Origin of the sequence: Vibrio cortegadensis, from assembly GCF_024347395.1 — a bacterium.
Taxonomy (GTDB): Bacteria; Pseudomonadota; Gammaproteobacteria; order Enterobacterales; family Vibrionaceae; genus Vibrio; species Vibrio cortegadensis.
Window position 1 is genome coordinate 605578 of record NZ_AP025473.1, and the last position, 23138, is coordinate 628715.

The 23138-nt window shown below is 42.0% G+C and carries 18 protein-coding genes and 1 pseudogene; 8 read left to right on the forward strand and 11 right to left on the reverse strand.

Annotated features, from left to right (window positions below; translation table 11 throughout):
• Nucleotides 1-141: 141 nt before the first annotated feature.
• Both OCV39_RS17035 and OCV39_RS17040 read right to left on the reverse strand, forming a co-directional pair.
• Nucleotides 142-942: a class I SAM-dependent methyltransferase gene (locus OCV39_RS17035; protein WP_390903269.1), complete on the reverse strand. Its 801-nt coding sequence runs from the start codon at nucleotides 940-942 to the stop codon at nucleotides 142-144.
• 326 nt (nucleotides 943-1268) lie between these two features.
• Nucleotides 1269-2936 (reverse strand): electron transfer flavoprotein-ubiquinone oxidoreductase, encoded by a 1668-nt coding sequence (locus OCV39_RS17040; protein ID WP_261890132.1) that lies wholly within the window; start codon nucleotides 2934-2936, stop codon nucleotides 1269-1271.
• A 138-nt stretch (nucleotides 2937-3074) separates the two neighbouring features.
• Between OCV39_RS17040 and OCV39_RS17045 the strand changes: the two genes are divergently transcribed.
• Nucleotides 3075-3854 (forward strand): electron transfer flavoprotein subunit beta/FixA family protein, encoded by a 780-nt coding sequence (locus OCV39_RS17045; RefSeq protein ID WP_261890095.1) that lies wholly within the window; start codon nucleotides 3075-3077, stop codon nucleotides 3852-3854.
• 50 nt (nucleotides 3855-3904) lie between these two features.
• The gene (locus OCV39_RS17050; protein ID WP_261890096.1) at nucleotides 3905-4891 is read left to right on the forward strand and encodes an electron transfer flavoprotein subunit alpha/FixB family protein; all 987 of its coding nucleotides are present in this window, start codon (nucleotides 3905-3907) and stop codon (nucleotides 4889-4891) included.
• A gap of 131 nt (nucleotides 4892-5022) precedes the next feature.
• On the opposite strand, the gene OCV39_RS17055 is transcribed toward OCV39_RS17050, so the two are convergent.
• The 3 genes from OCV39_RS17055 to pdhA are packed head-to-tail and all read right to left on the reverse strand — an operon-like array spanning nucleotide 5023 to nucleotide 8349.
• Nucleotides 5023-6267, reverse strand: a complete 1245-nt coding sequence (locus OCV39_RS17055; protein ID WP_261890097.1) for a dihydrolipoamide acetyltransferase family protein — start codon at nucleotides 6265-6267, stop codon at nucleotides 5023-5025.
• Nucleotides 6264-7247: an alpha-ketoacid dehydrogenase subunit beta gene (locus tag OCV39_RS17060; RefSeq protein WP_136994822.1), complete on the reverse strand. Its 984-nt coding sequence runs from the start codon at nucleotides 7245-7247 to the stop codon at nucleotides 6264-6266. Before OCV39_RS17060 ends, OCV39_RS17055 begins: the two co-directional genes overlap by 4 nt.
• On the reverse strand, nucleotides 7240-8349 hold the full coding sequence (gene pdhA, locus OCV39_RS17065) for a pyruvate dehydrogenase (acetyl-transferring) E1 component subunit alpha (protein ID WP_113797126.1): 1110 nt from the start codon (nucleotides 8347-8349) through the stop codon (nucleotides 7240-7242). Before pdhA ends, OCV39_RS17060 begins: the two co-directional genes overlap by 8 nt.
• Nucleotides 8350-8834: 485 nt before the next feature.
• Here pdhA and OCV39_RS17070 point away from each other — a divergent pair, with 485 nt between their 5' ends.
• The 3 genes from OCV39_RS17070 (at nucleotide 8835) to OCV39_RS17080 (ending at nucleotide 12581) form a co-directional block, all read left to right on the forward strand.
• On the forward strand, nucleotides 8835-9395 hold the full coding sequence (locus tag OCV39_RS17070) for a DUF2301 domain-containing membrane protein (RefSeq protein WP_261890098.1): 561 nt from the start codon (nucleotides 8835-8837) through the stop codon (nucleotides 9393-9395).
• Between the two features lie 129 nt (nucleotides 9396-9524).
• Nucleotides 9525-11447, forward strand: a complete 1923-nt coding sequence (locus OCV39_RS17075) for a sensor domain-containing phosphodiesterase (RefSeq protein WP_261890099.1) — start codon at nucleotides 9525-9527, stop codon at nucleotides 11445-11447.
• Between the two features lie 210 nt (nucleotides 11448-11657).
• On the forward strand, nucleotides 11658-12581 hold the full coding sequence (locus OCV39_RS17080) for a LysR family transcriptional regulator (RefSeq protein WP_017054761.1): 924 nt from the start codon (nucleotides 11658-11660) through the stop codon (nucleotides 12579-12581).
• Between the two features lie 71 nt (nucleotides 12582-12652).
• Here OCV39_RS17080 and pepE read toward each other — a convergent pair whose 3' ends face one another.
• From pepE to OCV39_RS17100, 4 genes are all read right to left on the reverse strand, one after another.
• A complete protein-coding gene (gene pepE, locus OCV39_RS17085; protein ID WP_017054760.1) occupies nucleotides 12653-13384 on the reverse strand; it encodes a dipeptidase PepE in 732 nt (243 codons plus the stop codon).
• 296 nt (nucleotides 13385-13680) lie between these two features.
• Nucleotides 13681-15018: an McrC family protein gene (locus OCV39_RS17090; protein WP_261890100.1), complete on the reverse strand. Its 1338-nt coding sequence runs from the start codon at nucleotides 15016-15018 to the stop codon at nucleotides 13681-13683.
• Entirely contained in the window at nucleotides 15018-16793 is a 1776-nt protein-coding gene (locus OCV39_RS17095; protein ID WP_261890101.1) for an McrB family protein, read from the reverse strand. Before OCV39_RS17095 ends, OCV39_RS17090 begins: the two co-directional genes overlap by 1 nt.
• A gap of 118 nt (nucleotides 16794-16911) precedes the next feature.
• Complete coding sequence (locus tag OCV39_RS17100; RefSeq protein ID WP_261890102.1) at nucleotides 16912-17487, reverse strand: hypothetical protein; 576 nt, start codon at nucleotides 17485-17487, stop codon at nucleotides 16912-16914.
• Between the two features lie 253 nt (nucleotides 17488-17740).
• Here OCV39_RS17100 and OCV39_RS17105 point away from each other — a divergent pair, with 253 nt between their 5' ends.
• Nucleotides 17741-19210 (forward strand): ADP-ribosylglycohydrolase family protein, encoded by a 1470-nt coding sequence (locus OCV39_RS17105; RefSeq protein WP_261890103.1) that lies wholly within the window; start codon nucleotides 17741-17743, stop codon nucleotides 19208-19210.
• A 75-nt stretch (nucleotides 19211-19285) separates the two neighbouring features.
• Nucleotides 19286-19366, forward strand: a pseudogene (locus OCV39_RS17110) (ferric citrate ABC transporter ATP-binding protein FecE); the annotation flags it as partial.
• A 158-nt stretch (nucleotides 19367-19524) separates the two neighbouring features.
• On the opposite strand, the gene OCV39_RS17115 reads toward OCV39_RS17110, so the two are convergent.
• Both OCV39_RS17115 and OCV39_RS17120 read right to left on the reverse strand, forming a co-directional pair.
• A complete protein-coding gene (locus OCV39_RS17115) occupies nucleotides 19525-21324 on the reverse strand; it encodes a hypothetical protein (RefSeq protein ID WP_261890104.1) in 1800 nt (599 codons plus the stop codon).
• A gap of 425 nt (nucleotides 21325-21749) precedes the next feature.
• On the reverse strand, nucleotides 21750-22118 hold the full coding sequence (locus OCV39_RS17120) for a DoxX family protein (RefSeq protein ID WP_113797050.1): 369 nt from the start codon (nucleotides 22116-22118) through the stop codon (nucleotides 21750-21752).
• A gap of 103 nt (nucleotides 22119-22221) precedes the next feature.
• Between OCV39_RS17120 and OCV39_RS17125 the strand changes: the two genes are divergently transcribed.
• Nucleotides 22222-23118 carry a LysR family transcriptional regulator gene (locus OCV39_RS17125; RefSeq protein ID WP_261890105.1) on the forward strand — a complete coding sequence of 299 codons (897 nt, stop codon included), beginning with the start codon at nucleotides 22222-22224 and terminating at the stop codon, nucleotides 23116-23118.
• The last annotated feature ends 20 nt before the right edge of the window (nucleotides 23119-23138 follow it).

The window sequence follows — 23138 nt, forward strand, 5'->3', positions numbered from 1 at the left end:
TATAAGATTTGTCGATTGATTCATGACTTACCAGTTTTAATCCCGTCATTTCACCTTTTATCGCGGCAATATACGTAAAAAGATTATTCATACGACAAGTTTCCATTATTTTTAATACTAAACGACACTTATGGTTATTTGTTAACTGTACTTACGTGCGATAACCAAACCGTGGTTACTCGAACCTAGAAGTGATGGTTCAGAACACACCAATAGATGATGCTGCAACCAAGCTTGGTATTGTTGTTCTGATAATGAATTGATTTCAGAACCGATGTAACGTCCAAAGCCATCTGTCGCCACATGCTTTTCTATACAGAACCCTTCGGATTTAGTTAAGTTTTCGATTTCAGAAGGTTTTGCAAAATATCCTGTTCTAAAGAATGCATCGACATCTTTCGATGTAACTAATCCCGTTTCGTTCAATTCACTAAGTATTTGTGGTGAAATCAAAGTACTCGACATTTTAGCAAGCAGTCCGGCTACAAAGAAACGGCTGATATAAGCGACTGCGACAACACCATTTGGCTTAAGAATTCTATGAGCTTCTCTTATTACAGCTTGTCGTTCGCTTTCTTCTTGTATGTGGTACAGGGGCCCAAGAATTAACACCATATCTTGAGAGCTGTCTGGAACAAAAGAAACATCCGTTGCATTTGCTTCATATACGTTCAGCTCAACATTTTGAACAACGGCATTTTGTTTTAGTTGTGCAACCAATTCCGGAACGAGCTCGACTGCGGTTACATCTAAGCCTTTTTGGGCATAAAAAATGGAATAGCGACCCGTTGCAGCACCAAACTCGGTAAGCGTTTCGGCTGAGTGAGTAAATAATTCTAGTTGGTTGATGGTGGTATCAAATTCAATGCGAGTAATGTTTTGACAAACGAGACGCTGCTCTTCATCAAAATTCGCATAGTAATCCATATATTCCTCTTGCACTGTTATCTCCCATGCAGTTTGAAGTGTATTGCCAAGAGTTCCGTATACTAAGAATGTACCTAGTTTGAATGCTAATTTCTTGGAAAATAATAAGTTAACAGGTTAGCGGGGCTACGCAACCACTTTAGCATGGAGTTACTGTGCAAGAAGTTAGCTAAGACTTGAACAAACGGTCTAAGATGCGGGGGAGTACATGAAACAAAGCGGCCGCGATAGATAGCATCGTGATTGGGAGCTAATGAAGAGGAACTCAAGCCATCGACCATATCAGGAGAGTAAGGGCTTGATAAGTGATAGATACACGTGATCGTGGGCTATCCTATTATCTACATATCCCGATAATTAGGCCCGCCTCCGCCTTCTGGAGGTTGCCAGCTAATGTTTTTCGATGGGTCTTTTATATCGCAAGTTTTACAGTGTAAACAGTTGGCAGGGTTGATTTGAAATCGCTTTTCATTGTCCGTAATGACCACTTCATATACCCCGGCAGGGCAGTAACGCTGGCTAGGTTCATCAAATCGAGATAAATGGTTTTGAATAGGAATGGTCGAGTCGTTCAACAAGAGGTGGCAAGGTTGATTTTCTTCATGTTGAGTCGATGATAGGTAGACAGACGACGCTCGATCAAAGCTTAATACTCCATCAGGTTTCGGGTAAGTGATTGGCGGGCACTGGCTAAGTTCTTTTAGGTGAAGGTGATCCGCCTTTCTGTCATGAATCACCCAAGGTTCAGGTTGGTTAAATAGAGGGATCCATACATTGTGCTCAAGAGTAATCAGCGCTCCACCGAGTAGGTTGCCGTACTTGTGAATAGCGGCGCTGAAGCTGCGAGTATCTTCGAGTTCTTGATAGAGCCAAGAAGCTTTAAACTGAGTATCGTAATCAGGCTCAAGTGGTTGATCATTCACATTTTCTAAAGCGTTAAAAATCGCTTCTGCCGCCAACATCCCAGATTTCATGGCGGTATGGCACCCTTTAATTTTGGCCACATTGAGTGTGCCAGCATCGCATCCAATCAATAAACCACCAGGAAATTGCTGTTTCGGGAGGGAAGAAAACCCACCTTTTGCAATCGCTCTCGCGCCATAAGAAATACGACTACCGCCTCTGAGATGCTGACTAAAAACAGGATGGTGTTTAAGTCTTTGAAACTCCTCGAAAGGGTCTAAATATGGATTGCTGTAATTGAGGTCGACAATCAATCCCACCGCGACTTTGTTGTTTTCTAAATGGTAAAGAAATCCGCCACCAGAGCTGTCTGATTCGCTTAATGGCCAACCAATACTATGGATGACATCTCCTGCTTTAGTTTCGGAACTAGGCACTTCCCATATCTCTTTGAGCCCAAGCGCATAATGCTGCGGTTGTTTATCTGCATCAAGTCGATACTTACTCATGAGCTGTTTGCCCAAGTGACCACGCGCCCCTTCAGCAAAAATAGTGTATTTGGCTTTTAGCTCAATTCCCGCTTCAAAATTAGCTTTAGGTTCACCATGTCTGTCTCGTCCCATGTCGGAGGTTTTGATGCCTGTCACTGTGCCATTGTCATCGTAATTGATGGAAGTGGCCGCGAAGCCGGGGAAGATTTCGACACCGAGTGTTTCAGCTTGTTGTGCTAACCAACGGCATAAGTTCGATAAACTGATCACGTAGTTTTCGTCATTGTTGTGCATGGGGTTTGGGGTCAGCACCCGAGGTACTGTTAGGTGGTTATGTTGAGTGGTGAGGTAGACAAACTTATCGTTATTTACGGGGGTTGAGATAGGAGTATCCATGCTCTGCCATTCAGGGAATAGCTCATCTAGCGCGCTCGTTTCAAACAGAGCTCCAGAGAGAATGTGAGCACCAACTTCCGCCCCTTTTTCCACTACGCAGATGGATATTGGAGATCGGTTTTCCAATTGGGTTAATTGCGCGAGTTTGCAAGCGGCCGCTAAGCCTGATGGGCCTGCACCGACAATTACTACGTCAAATTCCATGCACTCTCTGTCCATACGCTCACTGCCCATACGATAGCCCTGCTGTATTACGCTGACTTACCATTAAATATAGTCCAGTTGACGTAAACGTAAACTTTACTAAGCTCAAAAGTAAGGCAGACATGAGTAGCGCTCATTGATAAGGATGGCATTGTGAAAGTATTAGTCGCAATCAAACGAGTGATCGATCCCTATGTCAAAATTAGGGTTAAAAGTGATGGTTCAGCCGTTGAAAACAGTAACGTAAAAATGACGATGAATCCGTTTTGTGAAATCGCGGTTGAAGAGGCTGTGAGGTTGAAAGAAACGGGATATGTGGATGAAGTTATTGTGGTGTCTGCGGGTGATCATGGTTGTCAGGAGCAGTTGCGTACGGCGCTGGCTTTAGGGGCCGATCGCGCTATTCATATTGATTTCATCACACCTCCTGAGCCTCTTACCGTTGCCAAACTTTTGAAAGCGGTGATGCAGCAGGAATCAATGCTCGACGAGGCAGGGTTGGTGCTACTTGGTAAGCAATCGATTGATACTGACAACAATCAAGTGGCACAAATGTTGGCGGCTCTGACTCAGCGTCCGCAAGGAACATTTGCTTCGCAGTTGAAAATCGTTGCTGATGAGGATGGTAATAAGAGCAGCGTAGAAGTCACTCGTGAAATTGATGGTGGTCTGGAAACGTTGAAGTTGGCGCTTCCTGCGATTATCAGTACCGATTTGCGCCTTAATGAACCTCGTTATGCCTCCTTACCAAATATAATGAAAGCCAAACGAAAGCCATTAGAAGTGTTAACGGCAAGTGCGCTAGGGGTTGAAGAGGTGAAACACCAAGAGATACTTGAAGTGATGCCGCCAGCAGAGCGAAAAGCCGGAGTCATAGTGCAAAACGTGACAGAGCTGGTGGATAAACTGAAGAGTGAAGCCAAAGTCATTTAGCGTAGTGGTAAGAGGTACGCATTGTTCGGGTAGGGATGAGGAGTAAACACATGGACGATCAACCGTTAAGAGTTTTAGTTGTTGCACAGCACGATAACTCACAAGTCTCGATGGAAACATTGCGAACCATCAAAGCCGCAAGCTTGCTAATAATGAGTAGTGAACAGCACGATAAAGGCGCCGTTTCTGTGTTTGTCGCAGGGCATAGTTGTGAAATGGTGGTCGACTCAATAACGGCAATTAGTGGCGTTGATAAAGTGATTGTCGCCGATTCAAGTGATCATCAATATAGGCTGGCAGAAAATATGGCGGAGTTGATTGCTGAAATCGGACAAGATTATTCGCATCTACTCGCCCCTGCGACAACGTTTGGGAAAGATCTGATGCCTCGTGTTGCGGCTCTATTGGAAGTGGGGCAGCTTTCAGATGTGGTTGAGATCCAGACTCCAGATATCGTGATTCGCCCGATTTATGCAGGCAACGCGCTCGCAAAAGTGAAATCTCTCGACTCAATTAAAGTGATCACAATTCGAAGCTCAGCGTTTGATGCCATAGAGAGTGAGGAACTTGTTTCTAGTGAAGACAAAAAGGCAAAGATAGAGAGATGGGACAAGAGCATCAAAGCACAATCGACAGAATTTGTGTCGCAGCTGAAAGTTGAAAGTGAGCGTCCTGAGTTACCCGAAGCTCGGGTCGTTATTTCAGGTGGACGAGGCTTGGGTAGCCAAGAGCATTTCGGTTTAATTGAGCAGCTTGCCGATAAGCTCGGTGGTGCGATTGGTGCATCTCGGGCGGCGGTAGATGCAGGATTTGTATCTAACGATCTTCAAGTTGGGCAGACGGGTAAGATAGTGGCTCCAGAGTTGTATATCGCAGTGGGCATTTCAGGGGCGATCCAGCATCTAGCAGGCATGAAAGAGTCTAAGGTGATCGTCGCGATCAATAGTGACCCAGATGCGCCGATTTTTCAGGTCGCCGATTATGGAATCGTCGGCGATCTCTTTGAAATCATGCCTGAATTGATTCGCTCAGTGTAAATGGGTTGTGAGCGAATCATTCTCTTTTAAACTGATGCTCTATCACGAGTATTCGCATCGATGAGCGCTATTGTAGGTAAGTGCTATTGCAGATAAGTACTATTGTATACAAGTGCTATGGCAGATGAGCGTTATTGCACTTTAGCATGCTGTAAATGTGTCACTAAGGCTTTAATAAATCGCGCCGCTTCCCCTCCTGTACACGCTCGATGATCAAAGGTCATCGATAATGGCATCGCTTTGACCTCTACCGCTTTATCGTTTTCTACGATTACTTTGCGGATGATTCGTCCTGCTCCCACGATAGCGACCTGTGGGGGAGACACGACAGGTGTGGCATAAATCCCAGCGATGGCACCAAAGTTGGATAGTGTGATGGTGGCATGTTGTAACTGTTCTCTGCCGATCTTGCGCTCTCGGATACCATCCACCGTTTTATCAAGCCACAGACGAATCCCTTTGGCACTGTACTCATCAGCGTGACGCAATACTGGCACATACAGACCGTGCGAACTGTCTACTGCCACGCCTACATTGACCGTGGTATGAATGCATCGAGTCATGGTTTCAGCATCAAACCATGCATTGAGTGCTGGCTCCTGTTGGCAAGCATTGAGTACCGCTTGAATCAGTCGAATGGAGATATCTTCATTTTCGGCCCAATTCATCAGTAAGGCTTCTTCTGTGATGGTTACTGCTGCGACATTGTGATGCGAGTGCGTCATCGCATTTGCCATCGCACGTCGAGACCCTTTGAGTACTTCAGTGCCAGGGAGTTGTTTGTCACACTGTTGGTAAATATCATCATCGGTGATCAAGCCATCAGCGCCACTGCCTACGATTTCGTGTAAGTCTACGCCTAACTGCTGCGCTAATAGCCGAGCAGAAGGCATGGCGGTAATGAGACTTTCGGTGCTCGTATTAGGATCACCACCGATCCAGAAATCATCGATATTAACGTGATGGTTTTGCTGCGATACATTGCCAACTACGGTTGCGGCATCTTGCTTCTTGCTGATGGTTGAATCATTTTGAGCGGAGTTCGATTGTTTAGAACTAGATCGCTTAGAGCCGGATTGTTCAGAGCCAGATAGCGTGGATTCGGATAGAGACGGTTCAGAGTTTACTTTCGTCAGTTCTCCCTCTTCTTCAATCTCAAGTAAAAGGGAGCCGATATTAATGACATCTCCCTCTTCACCATACCGACGGACGATTTTACCACTGTAGGGGGCGGGCACTTCTACGATCGCTTTTGCTGTTTCAATCGTCACCACAATCTGATCAACCTTGACATGATCTCCAATGTTGATGTGCCATTGCACGATTTCTGATTCGGCAAGGCCTTCGCCTAAGTCTGGTAGCATAAAAGATTTCATTTCCATCCCTCCACTAACTCTTGTGCGGCTAGGACAATATCCTGCTCTTTTATCAAGAAAAAATCTTCGTTTCGGTAATAAGGCATAATGGTATCCATCCCTGTTACTCGCTTAGGTGGGGCTTTTAATAAGCACATCGCCTGTTCTGCTGTTCGAGCCAGAATTTCAGCGCCTACGCCACAGGTTTTACTCGCTTCGTGAACCACTAACAGACGACCTGTTTTCTCTAGCGAGTGTAGAATCGTTGCCATATCGATAGGTTTGATACTCGCGAGATCAATCACTTCCACTTCAATGCCTTGAGCAGAAAGCGTATTCGCCGCTTGTAGGGATTCGACAACACACGCTCCCCAAGTGACTAAAGTTAAATCTCGCCCTTTGCGAAGCGTGAAGCAACTGTCGAGAGGTAACGCTTTTCCGTTATCGACAACATCGGACTTGACAGTGCGATAAATCCGTTTTGGTTCGAAGAACATCACAGGGTCGTTACTGCGAATGGAGGCCAGCAGTAAACCGTAGGCACGCTGTGGCGAGGATGGGATGACCACTTTTAAACCTGGAATATGGGCGAATAAGGTTTCAATGCTCTCGGAGTGATGTTCGGGCGCATGGATGCCTCCACCAAATGGCGCTCGAAAAACCGCAGGGCAGGTGAGACGCCCACGAGTTCGATTACGGATTCTGGCGGCATGGCACATTAAATGTTCCATGGCTGGAAAGATGAAACCTTGAAATTGGAACTCTGCAATGGGGCGTAACCCTTGCGAGGCCATGCCAATTGCCACGCCTGCAATTAACGCCTCAGCGAGGGGGGAATCAATGACGCGCTTTAAACCGAATTTCTCTTTGAGACCGACAGTGGCACGAAATACTCCTCCGTTGTCACCCACGTCCTCCCCTAAAAGTACCACGTTAGAGTCGGATGCCATCTCATAATGCAGAGCAAGGTTGACCGCTTCTACCAATGTTATTTCAGCCATGCTTGCCTCCTTGCAACCGCATTGCTTTGTTGATGATTTCATCTCGCTGGTGGTGCAAATCTGGGCTGAGAGATTCGTAGAGAAAATCAAAGGCGCTTTCAGGGGCTTGACCAGGAGTATTTAGGTAGTTGTCTACGGCTTGTTCTATCACTTTTTGGCAATGTTCTAACCACTGCTGATCTTCTTTTTCTGACCAGTAGCCTTGTTGAATAAGAAAGGTTTTTAGTCGGCTGATCGGTTCAAATTCCCATGCCTCATGAAGCTCTTCATCGCTTCGATAGCGAGTGGCATCATCAGCCGTGGTGTGGTCGCTTAAGCGATAGCTTATTGCTTCTATGAGCGTTGCTCCTTTCCCTTTTCGTGCATGATCAAGCGCGGATAATATGGCATCAAACATGGCGACAATGTCGTTTCCATCAACAGTGATGCCAGAGATGCCAGCGCCTGCCGATTTTTCGGAAAGAAACTCTGCTGCGCATTGCAGGCTGCGGGGAACAGAGATGGCCCACTGGTTGTTATTGACGACAAAAATTAATGGGATGTTCCATGTGCCCGCACAATTCAAAGACTCTAGAAAATCCCCCTTAGAAGTCGCGCCATCACCACATGTGACCAATGCGGCTTTATGTTTTCCTTCGATTTTCAATGCAGAAGCAACCCCAACGGCATGGGTACATTGGGTCGCGATAGGAACGCAAAAGGGCAAATCATAACTTTGTTGAGGTGGGTGGTTTGGCGAGGTGCTGCTTGAACTGAAGTCACTGCCTCGCTCATCACCTCCCCAGTATTGGAGGTTTTTCTCCATTGGTATTCCACGAGCCCACATCGCAGGAAAATCTCGATAATATGGAATGAAAACGTCATCAGAATTGAGCGCACGTCCGATGGCAACCCCAATGGCTTCTGCACCAAGGTGTGAAGGGTAAGTGCCTAATTTCCCGGTCCTCTGAAGCGCGACGGCTTTTTTATCGTAGGTGCGGGTTAATACCATGTCACAGTAAAACCCTTTTAGTGTTGCTTTGTCGGCCCATGATGGGAGTGGGCAAACAAGATTGCCTTGATGGTCGATAAACCGATGCATAGGTAACGCCTGAACATTCATCTCAAGCTCCTTTGGTAGCTCAGTTCGACAAATCCACTGTCGATGATGACGAGTTATGCCTAACTGCTTGTAACCAATACCAATAAGTTGATGCTTTACTCTAGGAACATCACTTTTAATTGTCATTAACATTGGTATTGCGAATACATTAAGTGTAACCAAAATGTTAAATTGTGCTTGAAATCTAAAAGCGAGACGGAGTAAATTGAGATGTACAGTGAGTAAAACAGATGAAAATATGGAATTTAAAAGCTCAGAATTTAAAAACCTAGATTTAAAAAACTTATAATTTAAACACCTAGAGCGACGTTATTTGAAAACATTCACTGCTATTAAAGGGGATTTCATAAGATTATTGTGCTGTAGGATGAGCGATGTTATTGCACCTTGAAACTTCAATCAATTTGAAGCTGTGAATGCGGTTATGAACGTGGTTTGAGTTTCAGTATATACTGCATGACAAGTCAGAGTTGGGGAGTTAAATCGTGGCAAATCCAGAGCATAAAGAGACGTTAGATCGCTTTGATAAATTAAGCGTGTGTTTGTATCGGAGTGGTATTAGCTTGTTTTCGGTAGTGGCGATTATGTATTCCGCAATACTGGCAGGAAAAGCAGAGTGGATGGTGATACCTGCCGATATGGAGAGAGGGTGCTTGCTGATCATGAGTATCTCAGCGGCTATGAGCGCGGCTAATATACACGTTTACGATAAGCTTGTGAGAGCGGTGATCTCATGGTCGAGTTGGATTGGTATTCTTTTGATGTTGAGTGATCCCAATCTGTTTTATTCATGGCTATCTCTTGGTTTTATTTTTATTACCTTCTCCGGAATTGCGTTAAAAGAGTCCTTCTGTTTTAAAGTGCTAGGTTTAAAATTGGTACCACTGTTACTGGCTTTAAGCACATTTTTGATGATGTTTGAAAGTTGGATGTTGGCCGCTGTGATGTTATTCGTTTCAGGTTTCGTGTTAGCTTATTTATCCTATGAAAAATGGCGAATGCCGCTTCATTTCGATATTGGTGATAAGTCTAATTACCAAGTGTAAAGGGTAAATGAACCGGGATTGTTGAGGAGATTATTCTCTTTAATTTCATCTCGAAGACATAACGATGTTTGCAAACAAGAGCTATTATTATTTGAATATGAGTCGAACTCATAGCAAGGACACTATGCGATGCCCTATAAAAGCGAGCTTAAAAAACTGCAATATGAGCACCTATTTGGTCACCTGAATATTAATACCTCTCAGATAGATGTACCTGATGAGATGTTTAATGGTTGGCAGCAAACACTCGATCTCTTAGCGGAGATTGTCGATAGTCCTGCGGTGCTGATTATGAGAGTCACAGCGACTGATATTTCAGTATTTACAGCGAGCCGAACTCAAGGTAACCCTTACCACCGGCATGATAGTGAGGTGCTAGGTAATGGCCTTTACTGTGAAACGGTGATTCAGAATCAGAGTGAATTGAATATACCTAACGCACTTAAGGATAAGGATTGGGATCATAACCCTGACATCAAGCTAGGAATGATCGCTTACTGTGGGTTGCCGTTAACTTGGCCAGATAAGACACCATTTGGCACTATTTGTATGTTAGATAGTCAAGAACGAGAATACAGCCCACTTTACCGACAGTTATTGGAACGGTTTCAAAATGGAATTAACGCTAACTTGGCGAGCTTATATCAACATTCCGAGTTGCAATATCTGAATCAAATCCTTGAAAATAATGTTCAACAGAGAACCTCAGAACTGGCAAAATTGAGTGAAAAGTTGATTCAAGAAATTGAGAGCCGTAGAGTCATTGAAGATTCCGTAGACTACTATAAAAGCTACGATGCTCTCACTGGCTTACCTAATCGCTTAAGCTTTATGAGTTCATTGACCCAACAGTTAAATGCTTCAATATCACCACATACAACCATTATCTATTTTGGATTACGAAATTTTAAGTCGATTAATAATAGTTACGGTTATGTGATTGGCGATAAATTACTGCAGCTTTTTAGCCAACGTGTACAGCGCTTTCTAAGCAGCGATACTCTATTTGCCAGAGTCGCGGGAGCGGAATTTGTTATCGCGCAACCTAAGAGTGATACAACAGATGAAATGCAGTTGATTAATCAAATCATAACTAGCAGTAATCACCCGTTTACGATCGACGAATTTACCATCACGATTCCTTGCTGCATGGGGATAGCGCAGTCACCGTCAGATTCTGATAACGCAGCTGAATTGATACAGAAAGCGGGAGCGGCGATGGATATCAGTAAGGTTGATGGTTCTCAATACACATTCTTTACGAAGCAAACTCAGTTAAATATTGAGCAGCGATATCACCTGGAATCTAATTTAGTCGATGCACTTAAAAATCGAGAGTTGAGCCTTAACTACCAGCCTCTCTTCTGCCTCAAGGATAACAAAGTGATCGGTGCGGAAGCCCTATTGCGTTGGAATAGCCCAATTTTAGGAAATGTACCGCCGGATCAATTTATCAGCCTTGCCGAGCACAATGGACAGATCAATGAGATCGGTAACTTTGTCTTACATACTGCGATTTCCCAAGCTGCAAAATGGTATGTCCTACAACCGGGCGATTTTCGAATCGCGATTAATATCTCTCCGGTTCAATTTAGGTGCTCGAGCTTTGCTGAACATGTTGCCGATCTTTTAACTTTGTACCAATTACCCGCATCGGCGTTGGAGCTTGAGATTACTGAAGGCATTTTATTGCAAGATGAGCATATTGCGCAGCGTACGATCAAGAAGCTGCAGCAACTGGGTGTTAGAGTGTCTTTGGATGATTTTGGGACGGGGTATTCATCTTTAAGTTACTTACAAAAATATTCTTTTAATACCCTTAAAATTGACCGCTGCTTTATCACTAATATAGAAAAAAATGAGCAAGATAGAGAGCTTTCTAAAGCGATCATCGCCATTGGTAAAAAGTTGGATATGCACGTCATCGCCGAAGGGGTAGAAACACAAGCCCAAGATGATTTCATTAAATTTGAAGAGTGCGATTATGGACAAGGCTACCTTTACGGCAAGCCTGTTACTGCTGATTCATTTGAAAAGAGTTATTTACGCTAAACCCATCGGTGTTGTTATTAGAAAGGGGTCATCTTCACGTTTGGATTTTTAATGTAAAGTTGATCTCTTCTCTTTTTTAATATGAATAATGTCTATTCATAAATCCTTATTTATAATTTAAAAATATCAACCTTTCGCCTAATGATAATTTTTTGTTATTATCTCTCCTGATATTGAATGCTCGAAAGATCACGGTTGGGAGAGAAAAGCATGGCAGCATTAAATCCACAATGGTTGGAAACGTTTAAGGTTCTGGTTGAAGTGGGGCATTTTACTCAGACAGCTGAAAAATTGTATATGACTCAGCCCGGAGTAAGCCAACATATCAAAAAGTTAGAGCTGGCATGTGGACATGAACTTTTAAAGCGAGAAGGGAAGAGTTTTGAGCTGACCGAGCAAGGGCAACAGGTGTATGACTACGCACTGACTCAGTCTCTGCGCGAGCTGGAACTTCTTGAAAGTCTGAGCTTTGATGACCCTCAATCAGGAGAGTGTCGTTTGGCCTGTTCTGGTGCTTTGGCGCTATTGATGTACCCACAGCTGATATCGTTACAAAAACAGTACCCTGAGTTGACGGCACATATCGAAGCGGCACCCAACCATAAGATCTTGGATGACATTCAAAGTGGCAGTATTGATTTAGGTGTTGTCACGCATATTCCCACTCCGAGCCTATTTCAATCTAAAAAATTCGCGAGTGAGCCATTATGCTTAATCCTACCTCGTCAATATCAAGATTTACCCATTACCCCAGAGCTTTTGGTTCAATTAGGTCTAGTGAAACATCCTGATGCAGAGCACTATTTATCTCTCTATTTTGATCTTTGTGGCGATAAGAAATTGGCTGCGCTTAATAGTGATAGCTTTCCTGTAGTGAGTTATATCAACCAAATTGGCCAAATATTACTGCCCATTTCTCAAGGGATTGGATTTACTGTACTGCCACAGAGTGCGGTTGAAATGTTTGCAGAAAGACACTTCCTGCATGTGCATACCCCGTCTGAAACCGTATTGGAGACTCTGTATTTGGTACAAAAACGTAATCGTCAACTGCCTGAACGATACGTGATGATTAAAGAGGTTTTTAAGCAAAGTTTACAGCGTGAAAGCGAGAAAGAAGACGCGAGTAAATAGACACCACCATATAAAAAGGCATAGCGTGTTTCGCTATGCCAATACGTATATGTTTATGCTAGAGAGGCAGGTTAGCAACCATGGGACATTAAGAATTCAAATTCATCATGTTCATGGTAGTACTCTGCTTCTTGCTGATGCTTGAACAGTTTTAGTGGCGCATCGGTTGCGCTGTGGTATGTCAGCTTATCGCCAATCACTTGTAGCATTGTGCCTTCAGGAATACCCACCACAATTTCATGCTGGTTAATCGCTAAAAACTCTTCAATACGCTCATCACGAGTTTCGCCCATGTGACCAGAAATATTCGCTTCAATGTAATGCGGGTTGATCTGGAAAGGAACAAGGTTTAACGAAGGCAGAATGGCAGCGCTGACGATTGGCATGTCGTTCGTTGTGCGAATGGTAGGGGTTGCAATGTTAGTACCAGCACTCCAGCCAATGTAGAGCTTGTTGTGGTTAAGAACGGCTTGACGAATTGGACGAACTAAACCCAAGTCATGAAGCATTTTGTTTAGTACCCAAGTATTGCCGCCACTGACGACGATACCATCGGCTTCTTCTATCGCTTTCACAGGATCATCCGCTTGATGGATCCCAGTCACTTCGCATCCCATTGGGCCTAAAATGTCTTGTAGTGCCGTTACACGATCATCGTAGTTTCCGCGAATCATTGCGTATGGAATGAAAAGTAACTTTTTAGCTTGCGTGCGCTCGACGGCAGCGCGAATCCATTCAAGGCCGTATTGTAAAATCTGTTGGTCGCCCGGAATTTTACCGTTGCTAAATAGCATCATGTTCATTGGTTAAGCTCCTGTTCATTTCTGTTAATTATCGGCAATTTTGCCAGAATCTCGGTATCAAACTATAAGCAAATCGGTCATTGGTTTTTTTTACAAACAATGAGCGAAATTTGCACTTTTTATCTAGTTTGCTGATAGGGGTAGTATTCATAAATTGAGTAGAAATGATGTGCGCCAGTGAGGATATTTGGACAACTTTTCCTATTTCTGACATTACTGGGTTGTCGATGCCAGTGAATGGCAAACTGGAGTGATAAAACGCTCCAGTTTTTAGAAATACCTTTGTTATCAGGTCTTTAATTCTGTGTATGAGTTGAAGGGGTAATGGCGTTTTTGTTAAGGAACGTAATGGCATCATCCAGATGTATGGGGAGTTGGATAAAGCTTAACTCTTTGCCATTGTTAAATTGCCAAGGGTTTTGTTTAACGATTTCGCTAAGGTCATCATCCCATTTAGGGTAGAAAAGGAAGCCACTGTTTGCGTGTGTGAAATTATTAAGGTATGCCGACATTTGATAAAGATCATCCCGCTTCGGACTCATCCAAGGTGCGTCGCCAATTCGTTTATATTTTGCATCAGCGACGATTAGTGCATCGTCATCATTCTGTGATTTATTACGGTCTAAAATTAGATAGTCAGGTATCAACTTTCCAAGGGTTTTTTCTTCAGACTTAAGCAAATAATTCTGACTAGCAGAGGTGCCATTTTTTACGTTCAGGTTCTCTGGGGTAACTTGCTTAAGTACGTTAAATACATAAGCTTCCCATAGCTCTGCAACGTCTATTAGCATCGTTTTATTTGTCGAGTGACTTTGATGCTCTGATAGATTCTTACGATTTAACACATCTTTGCTGAGACGGGCAACCGAGCGATACTCTCTTGCAATTGGCATTAACTTCGCGGATTTTATCTCTTGATGATTGGGGGCTTTGGTGCGGCGAGGTGTGGCATCAATCATCTTTTGCAAACGCGCCGCAGTGACCTCGGGCATCCAGTGCATAACATCGTGTGATGGAAACCATTTTTGAATCTCATAGTAGGCTAGAACAATGACCTGCGTAATCGGGTTATTGATATCTTTAGAAAAAGAAGTCGACACAACCTTGGATCCATCGACCACTCTTTGCTTGAGAGTGGCTCGAACATCTAATCTTCCAACAATGGCTGATTTTATATGGGTTTTCTTTTTTTGAACCACGGGCAAGGCATGTTTAGATGCGTTGACTAAAAGGTTAACCCATTGAATGGCGAGCATCAGTTCTAGTACTGTTCCCTCCATGCTTTTTTCCTGTTTTATCGATTTTTTCGTATCAATGGGGATAAAGTTATTGATAGGAAAATTATCGATAAAAAAAGAAAAGGGAAAGCGCGGAGCAATATCAAGATTTATCCCATCGAAAAATATGGCTCCCACATATCTTCCCGTCCACCATGTGCCTTTGCCATCACAGTAAACAATCGGCTCCATTTCACGAGATGCATTGGTATAACGTAATACGTCGTTGTTGTTTAGATTATAATCACCAAGTCTCTGCAACCAATTTATCGCTTGGTCAATTTTATTTTTTGCAGTTCCACCAAAGTAAGTTTTAGCGAACTGATTAATATCAATTTGACTACAATCCTTCAGCATTAGTTACCCTTATTAGGGTTAAATGATTTTTTAAGACGAGCTAATACTTGCTTTTTGCTTTCCTTATCTATGCCTGAAAGATACTCTTTTAATAATGGTTCTAATGAGTAGTTCCAAAGTTTTGTGATGGGTTCATACCAGCCGCTTTCTCTAAATAGATAGGTTGTTTTCTTTGGTTGCGACATTAATGCTTCTTGTAAGAAGATCACGCTATCGATAAAGAAAACGTGGCCGAGTTTAAAATCTTCACCTAATTCACTTTCATTAGATATTTCGTCATTCAAATTGTTGGCAGCTTCGACTAATTTAATAAAGTCATCTTCTACCGCACTGAACTCTTTAGATATTTTACCTTGAACGAATTTAGTCCAATTATTTTGGCAAATATCAAATAGCGCTTCTGGGCAGTATGTGGCTTCAATCCATAGAAAACGTCTTCTGAGTGCAAAATCTAGTTGCTCGACTGAGTGATCTATAAGGTTCATGGTGCCAATGACATAGAGGTTGGCTGGGATTGTTAATGTCATTGGTTCAGTGTCAGTGTTACCGATTAAGTCGATCGCCTCACCTCTATTTTCAAGAGCGCTAAAGCATTCACCAAATAATCGGCTGAGGTCGACTCGGTTTATTTCGTCTAAAATCAGAACGTGAGGAAGTTCAGGTTCAGACTTCATCTTGTCTATCAGGTTTAATAGATAGCCCTTTTTATATACAGTGTTGCCGCCTTGAAAGTGCATACCACGAACAAAGTCTTCATAGCTATAGGCTGGATGCAGTTGTAAGCGATGTATATTATTTTCATGGGCAATCTTTAATTTAGCTTGTCCTTCTTCTTTGAATAGATGACTACCAAGTGATTTCGCTAGCTGATGGTTGATCATCTCTTTCGCTAACTCTTTTGCTCTGTAGGTTTTACTTGTTCCTGGAGGCCCATACAAAACGATCTGTTTTTTATATTCCAACAATGATGAATCTGGATTGTCTTTATTTGAAGATGAACCTTGCAGCCAAAACTTTTTAAGATCTTCATCATAGAAATTGACCTCTTTGCCTCTGATTTCGGCAAGATTTGTTTTAATCATGCGTATTTTTTGGTCTACATCGGCATTTTTAATCATGTCCGAATTCTCTATTAGCCCTTCAAAAGCGTTCACTAATTTAGTTTTCTCGCCTTGGCTAATGATTGGCTCGTATTGATTTGAGAATAAGAGGTGCAGTAGTGCGTGGCGAGATTGAGGTGTTCTTCCTTCTAACTCATCAAGGTTGTCGATCAAATATTGAAATTCTGCATGATTAGTTTCTTGTAGTAAGCGCTCTCGTTCTGTTTCACTAAAGTCGAACCACTTAGAAAATACGGTAATAGGATAGAAAACCTCTCTAAATTTATTAGTGTTATATCCCATTCCACCACTCGCAATCCCGTAGAAATCCAAACATTCAATGCTAAACGAAAAATCAAAATTCTGGCTATCTGGGATGAGAGAGATCAAATAATTTATATTGCTAGATTTTGTAGAGCAGCTAATACTGGTTGGGATAAAGTAATAGATAGTCAGTATTTCAACCATGAGTAGATGAAGTGATGGAGCTTTCCCGTCAAGCTGAGTTTTAATTTTGTCTGAAAAGGATTTGTTTTTATCCTCATCGGGAGAACCTAGCGTCGCCGCTTTCAAATTATTGAAATTTTCTTGGGTCCATAGATCGCCGTTACCATTGAGAGACCCACCTTTGGTTAGCACTTCTTTTAATTTACTAACGAAATCTATTTTGTTCATTTTATTACCTGTTCTAAATTCGGTGTCTTGTTTATTGTGGTCGGTTTGCTTCATAGCATGAGCATATGTCATCCATTTACCTAGAGTAGGTTCAATCTCGATGACTCTGTTTCAACCGTTATTCATCTAGCTTGATACCGGCCTTGTTAAAAAAATCTGCGACTTGGCGGTCATGGATGACTTGCTCATTTGCACTCATTACTGGTGCTACGGCTTCCGGCCTTTTATAGATCGAAGTGCCACAACTTCTAAGTGAATAGTCTTGTGTCACCGCGCAGATCTGTTCCCAAACACACCACTCAAGGTCGATGGTTTTAAGTGGTTCTGCGCTTCTGACAAACGGAAAAAGTCGCTCTATTCTCGATTGAGTTTCTAGCAGGAGTGTGTAGCTTGAAGAGTCTTCTTCGCTCTCCTGCCAATATTGTAGATCTTGGTGGATCGCAATGATCATGTCAGGTTGAGTTAATGGTTCTGAGAACGCGATTTCAAAGCTATCTTGGAGCGTATCGTCATTCATATTGTGTGTTTCTTCTGCTCTCGATTTATTGAAGCACTCTTCCATGTAGGTAAAAACATCTAATACCAGCGACATTCGAGTACTCATGTACAAATTGGCCGGGTGGCTATTTTTTTTAGCCTGTCTTTGCCTCTGCGATAGTTTGGCTTTATTTTGTGTGATTCGTTTTCTTTTCATTTCAATATCTATCTTGAGTCAGTCACTGGATCGTACCACAGAATGTTTTAGCGAGATGTGTCATGGATGGTTTGTGGTGAGTCGACCTTCCCAATAAGCAATAAGCTCAATGAGTCTGAATTGTTGGTTTTGAATCCATGATATCGTGATTTTGTTCGTTATTTTGATATGTATACTATTACAACATATTACTCTGTAAGGAGATCGTTTAGTATCAGTTCATGCAGTAAATTTGATTACGGAGAGCGTAGATTTGTCATCTCATATTGATTTTTTTTCAAGGGCGCAAGGGGCATTACTAGGGTTAGCATTGGGAGACGCTTTAGGAACAACGCTTGAATTTCAGCCTAAAGATACTTTTGAACCCATTACCGATCTTTGCGGTGGAGGGCCGTTTAACCTTCAAGCTGGTCAATGGACGGATGATACATCAATGGCGCTCTGCTTAGCTGATTCATTGCTTTCTTGCCAAGGACACAATGCAAAAGATCAAGTTGAGCGCTATATTCGTTGGCGTGACACTGGGTACAATTCGCCGACTGGCCGATGTTTTGATATTGGTAATACCGTGTCTGAATCGCTAAGAGCTTATGAGAAAACCCATAACCCTGAATCTGGGTTAACCAATGAATACTCAGCAGGAAATGGCAGTATCATGCGCCTTGCTCCTATCGTTATTTTCTATTCTCAGCATAAAGGACATACTCCTGATCAAATTCAATCGCTGGCAGTACAAAGCTCATTAACGACTCATGGTGAAGAGCAGTGTGTTGAAGCTTGTAAAATACTCGCTTATTTATTGAATTTGATTATTTTCAATGAGCTAGATAAGAGTGCATTGATTGATAATGTACTCGCTACTTTTCCTATTGATGAACAACGAGGGAAGGGGAGTAATAAATTACGTAGAGCGATCGAAAAAGCAGCCGATGCTGAAACAACACGCGATGAAATTTTTGGGCGAGGTTATGTGGTTGACTCTTTACAAGCAGCGGTTTGGTGTTTTTTACAGACCAATTCTTTTGCTGAAGGTGCGTTGCTAGCTGCTAACCTTGGTGATGATGCCGATACTACAGCGGCTATATACGGACAGATAGCGGGTGCACATTACGGTTTGGATGCCCTACCTGTAGAGTGGTTAGAAAAACTGGCATGGCGAGAGACAATTTCAGAAACGGCAATAATGCTCGCGCTTTATGACAACTCACCTGACAGTAATAGAATGTATTTTAAGTTTAAAAAGCCTGAACAAGTTGTGTCGCTTGACGATGAAAATTTATCAGAAGAACAGCAAGGAAAGAATAAACAGCGGTGCCCAACTTTAGATCTATCTATGCCTCAAACGTATTCAACGTTACTTGATCATATTCAAGAATTCTTTAGATACACTTTTGATATACCGACGCTCTCGATCTCAGGCACGACCAATATCTATGAGGATCTTGATAGGCTTTATTATTCACTCGATGATGATTCTGAAGCGACGAATGGGCGATTATTCTGTGATAAAAATGGTAATGGTGGGATGTCGGATCGTGGCTTAGTGGCCTACTTGACTTTGTGTCATGAATTACCAGATACGATGGGAATCAACGGGAAAAATTCAGAAATTGAAGGTTATGATTTAGTCATTGATGGCCTTGATTCGGAATGGAAAACGGTGGGCGAATTTATTGAAACTTTCTTGGAAGTGAACCGCTGCTATTTGGCCAAATCTTCGTAGTCTTTAAGTCACTATTGCAGTCGAATCTGCGATCTGTTCATCACTAAAAGGTGAAGCCCGACATTCGGCACTGTTGGGCGTCTCGTCACCGAAGGTCCACCAGAAGAGGTGCTGACAGAAACACTACTTAGCCATGTTTTCGATCTCAAAGCTTGAGTGTTCCGTGACCCTATTTCAAATACACCGATGTGTGTGGCGATTTGATGTTAGAAAGCAATACTGTTAAACCTGAGACGCGACCTAGATAACTACTATAAACCGCTCACGCATATAATAAGTGAGCGGTTTTATTTGGTTTAATAATCTAAAAAATATTATGGCTTAATAGAACTAAAATCCGTGAAACGACTGGTGTAAAGTACGCTTTCAGGCATATTCTCTGTGTCGTCGAGCGTAATAACGCTAGGTACTTCTGTTGAAGCATCGATTGAATTGATCGTCCTGTTATTATTCACTGTGTACAGAACATCATTAGCAAACCCGTTAGGCTCTTGCCAGTACCAGATCTGAGTATTTCGAGCAAAGTCATCTTGACAATCGGAACTCAGCGTTAATTGGCCATCTGCCGTTTCTAAGCATTGGTCGATATTGGCGACGCTACGGTATCTTTTCTCTTGATCATAAATAAAGGATTGAGATTTAGAGCCATCGATACAATCTTTAAACTGTAACGACTTATTGGTTACCACCGTCAAACATTGCGCGTTCTCTTGGCTTAAGTAAGTGGATTTAATGGTTACGGCGTCAGCCCCTAAGAACCACGGACTATTCCAATCAACGGTTACAGAAAATTGATCTGAATAAGTCAGCTTTTCAAAGTCACGACCAGTATCCCAGTCAGAGTCACTTCCTGTATTACTATTCCATAATTGGCTACCCGATGCGTAACGACGACCAATAATCCAACGGTTATGACCAAATAGAGCGAGGCTATCTACAGTGGTTTTGACAACAATATCAGATGAGCCATTTGTGTCTTCTTTCGCTGCCACTTTTGCTACAAAATCAGGACGTAATCCGCTAATAGCCAAAGAGTTATTTTCTCTTAGATTATCAAAATTCCAAGGGTTACCTCGACGTTCATCGTAGTCCCAGCACCAGCCATCTGCGGTGCCTAAATTGCAGAAACCATGTTCAGGATCCAATGACGACCCATATTTATTATTTACATATTTAATGTTGTAGCCGTCTTTATTGGTTTTAGTCACTAGGCCAAACTGTTTTTTATTGGTGATGCTGTATTTATCCGTAAACTTATATTCAATATCTTTGATTGGTATTTTAGGAGAGAACCCTAAACCAACTTTAATGCTAGTACTTGTTTCTTTCTCGATTTTTGACTCCACTTGATCTTGCATTCGTGGGTAGAGATCGTTGAGATAAATCTGACCTGATAACAGCTTGGTAGGGTCATTAATCTTAATATTGACATCAATAGCATCAAGATATTCGTTGTAGACATAGTTTGTATTACTATTATGATTCCAGCGACGGTAAATATCAGACCAGCTATCTGCCATCCCCATATCAACACCAGAGCCTTCCGCCAATACGATTTCTACATACTTATCTTTGTCGCCAGAACGAGCATAAAATGGGGACTTGCTGTAGTAGCGAACTTTGTATTTTAACGTGACATTCCCTTTGCCTTTTCTTTCAACATTGAAGCGACGGTGGACAATAAATTCCATCACATTGCCACTATCTTGGGATGCAGACCTCTTACTACGGCTTCGCTTATTGAGTTCAGTCATTAAGTTAGATGCGAGATATTCAGGATCAAGATCATCAAGAAGATATATACCCCTTTTTTCAATCTCACTTGGTTTAGTCACCAATACGTACTGGCTATCAACACCAAGCCCTAATAACTCAGACGTGAATGTTTTTCTCTCTTCCTTGGCTATGTCACTCAAGTTTAAGAGGTAGTAATTACAGCCAGTGGGAACACTTTTTTCAACGCCGTATAAATGACATTGTGGTTGAAAGTATGGTGTCGATGACTGAATTAAATCTGCAATTGGATCGGTTTGATCAAGGTTCGATGCATAGCATATTGAACTGGAAGCCATCAATAAACTTAAGCCGAGGAAGGAACTAGAAATGTTGCTCATGTTATATCCTTTTGTTTAAAAGTAGATATAAATCAACCTATTGGATTGATTGTCACGAGGATATTACTCTGTTTTATATTGTTGACTTTATAAAATGAATGAATGTGTGATTCTGGTATGAAAAATAATCAATTTGTTGATTTTTAAGGAAGTGCTAATGTATTGAGTCGAGAATGGAGCGATTGGTGAATTAAAAATCTTAAATTGAGAGAGCAAGAATTAATTAATTTTTGGGGTCGATAGGGTTGTAAGCTATTTATATTTTCCCTAGTAACCTTGAGAAAGAACGTAGATTGACCATTGAGCCTATGGCGGCGAGAGATCTTACCCTGGTTGAGGATGTAAGAAGGATCCATTCATCAATCTCAGGGTTTATTAGTAGGATAAAGTTAGGCGTCTTGTTGCCTGATATTTAATTTTTTTCACTAACGGCTAATCAGCATTTCTAGTAACGACGAAAGCAGCAGCAGAGAAAGTAGTAGTGTTAACATTGAAGGAATGGCTTCTTTCCAAGTATCAAATTTGAAATGGAAGTACATTGCTCCCACAGAAGTTAACGCAATTAACCCTGCACCTAGAGAATTTAGCAACGACTCTTCCGTAATCATTCCTACGAGCATTCCTATTGCACCGATAGCTTCAATTACCCCAACGGCAACCATTAAAGCTCGGTTAAGGCCATACTTATGAAAGAAGGCTAATTGAGGTTCAAATACGGGCTTGATCCATCCAAATATTTTAATGGAACTTGCAAACAAAAAAAATGTAATCAGCAACCCTTGAATAATCGACATATAAGTTTATCTCCTTATTAATTTGATATGGCTATTTAAGCATTCCTAAATCATCATAAGTAGACTACTATTTGACTTATTATGATTCTAAATAGGAATGCATATGGATAAAATTCAATGCTTAACTGTTTTTACCCGCGTTGCTTTTCATGGAACATTTACGGCTGCTGCAAATGAACTAAATATCACTCAAAGCGCTGTGAGCAAGAAGATAGCTTGGTTAGAGAAAGAGATTGGTATCACATTATTCCACCGTCATTCTCGTGCAATCAGCCTTACAAACGGTGGGAAACAATATTTGAAGTTAGCGATAAAGCTGACTGAAGAGTTGAGTACATTTGAATCTCAGTTAAGGCAAGAACAAACTATTGTATCGGGTAAATTGAAACTATCAGTACCTAGTGCATTTAGCGTGCGTTTGCTTTCTTCACCACTCAACGAGTTTATGAATTTGAACCCTAATTTAACCGTTGATGTGTCGGTATCAGATAAGTTAGTTAATTTGGTTGAAGATGAGATTGATATTGCAATTCGAGCAAGTTATCTCAAAGATTCGGGGTTAAAAGCTAAGTGGCTGATGGACAATGAGCTTGTCTATTTTGCGTCAGTCGATTATTTAGCGAGCCATCCGCCAATTATGAAAGCAAGGGATTTGGAGCAGCATAAGTGCCTTACCTATGCCCTATCTAACCCATCAAACTTGTGGCGATTTTATGATGGAAAAGAAGAGCTAAGAATAAAAGTGCATGAGCGAATTAGAAGTGACAATCCCGAAATGTTAGTGAAGATGGCAAAACTTGGCCAGGGTGTGACTGGAATGCCTAAGTGGATGGTAGAAAAAGAACTAAAATCAAATGAGCTAAAAATAATATTGGATCAGTATCAGCCTTTTAAATTGCCTATGTATCTAATTTATAAAGATGTAGATCACCAACCACAAAGTATTCGTTCCTTTATAGATTTTCTATCCGATTACTTCTTTCGAAATGAAAAAAGATAGAACAGCACCAAGTAAATCGA